Origin of the sequence: Photobacterium frigidiphilum, assembly GCF_003025615.1 — a bacterium.
Lineage (GTDB): Bacteria > Pseudomonadota > Gammaproteobacteria > Enterobacterales > Vibrionaceae > Photobacterium > Photobacterium frigidiphilum.
Genome location: NZ_PYMJ01000106.1, coordinates 1 through 1,831, shown reverse-complemented (window position 1 = coordinate 1,831; position 1,831 = coordinate 1). Strand labels below are relative to the sequence as shown.

The window sequence follows — 1,831 nt, the reverse complement described above, 5'->3', positions numbered from 1 at the left end:
ACCATGTTGAGTTTTGCGATATTCACTACCGTACCAATCTAGAGTACTGCAATACGGCGCGAACCGGTCCCTTGCAACTTTGCCCGACGTCTTCTGACATGCTCGATCATTATCGAGCAGATTGGGAAGCCATGGCCGACATGTTCCCCAATAGCCAGTTGCCCTACACGTTTGACGATCTGCTGGCAGAAATACGAAAGTTCGAAACACATATCAACGCCTACTACTATTAGGGGCCACACGACGATTCGGAAAATATTGCACGCCAATCTCATAACCATTTAATTTTATTTACCTTTAAAGTCGCACTATTCGGCCTAATGGAGTTGTAGGGACAGAGAAGGGAACGAGGCTCATTCCCTTCCTTTTCGGTAGTGCAATACCTAGCCTGTATACGAGAAAACCCGCTACAGGAGCGGGTTCTTAGTTGTAGCGGCCCCATGTATTGCCGAAAAGCCTGGGAAATTTTTGGACACCTTCAGTCTAGCTGAAGAGTCAGATGATGAATCAACACGAAATTGGGGCAAATGCGTGCCAGGATGAGTGGCAGGTACGGAGCGGGACAGAAGTTCGTTAGTCATTTTACTAAATTAGCAATCCATAAATTACTTCTAGTATGGAAAAGTTGCTTAACAGCGCGTCCGGTATTAGTGGTGCAGGTCAACCGATCTCTGTGGCTTTCTTGAACAGTTTGTCTTTTTTCTATCCAGTCACTTGAAGTTGACTGTATATATCCCCATGTACTACCTGACTCATTCCATCACCTGAGAGATCTGTGCTCAATGCCTATTCAAAACCATTTCAACAAGTTCAATAAGAAAATCTACCTAACCAGCCACTCAGAAGGATATAAAAAGGCAAAGGAAAAGGATAAAAGCATTTTCGAGGAAATCAAAATCGCTTTCAAAGAGGCAGGCTACCCTGTAATCGACTCATTCATGCAAGGATCATTTGCTGTTAACACTGCCATCAACAGTCTGGATGGTGATTTTGACATAGATCGCGCAATCGTCATTGATGCAGAGAAAGCACCAGAAGATCCTGTTGCTCCAAAGAAAGTCATAAAAGAAGTGCTGGATAAGCGGAATTTCAAGGATCCGAGAATCAAAAAGCCGTGCGTTACAGCGGACTACAAATCAATCAACCTGCATATTGACTATACCGTATACAAAAAAGAGACCTCTTTTTTTGGCGATGATACCTACTACCTAGCCGTCGGTAAAAATGGTTCCAGTGATGAGCACAAGGAATGGTCAGAAGCTGATCAGAAAGGACTTATTGAGTGGATCGATAGCGTTGATGACTTTGTTTTTGGGGCTACAGTAAAACGCAAGCAGCTTAAACGTCTGATCCGCTACATAAAACGCTGGAGAGATGTGAACTTTAATTCTGAAGAGGTAAGAAAGAAGGTCTTCTCCATTGGCCTAACCGTCATGCTGAAAGAGCAATATAGCCCTAACTCGCTGTCAGCCGAGGTGGATGACGATCTACAGGCGTTGAAAAGCACGGTTGATGCAATTCTTGATGCTGACTACATTTCAGCTCCATGGGGAACAGACGATTATCGCGTATATGTCAAGTTACCAAAAAAACCGAAACGCGATATTTTCCAACACAAGGTGGAAGGTGGGCACGCCGATGGTAGTGATTTAAATGTCGGTGCCCAACTTAGAAACAAGCTGCTCAAGCTTCAAGAGGACCTTCAGAAAGCCTCGGACGAGACGGACGAAGTAGAACAGTGCGAAATCTTGAATAAACTGTTTGGCGACGATTTCAAGGTGCCCAAGCAAGAAAAGCAATCATCATCCAAGGCTGCTTCATCGCTAACGGC

General features: G+C 44.5%; 2 protein-coding genes. Both read left to right on the top strand.

Annotated features, from left to right (window positions below; all coding sequences use genetic code 11):
• The coding region (locus C9J12_RS31375; protein ID WP_227876523.1) for a hypothetical protein at positions 1–233 on the top strand (233 nt) is incomplete at its 5' end.
• Positions 234–782: 549 nt separating this feature from the next.
• Positions 783–1,831, top strand: a 1,049-nt coding sequence (locus C9J12_RS29925) for a nucleotidyltransferase domain-containing protein (protein WP_107247097.1), incomplete at its 3' end; no start/stop codon positions are given.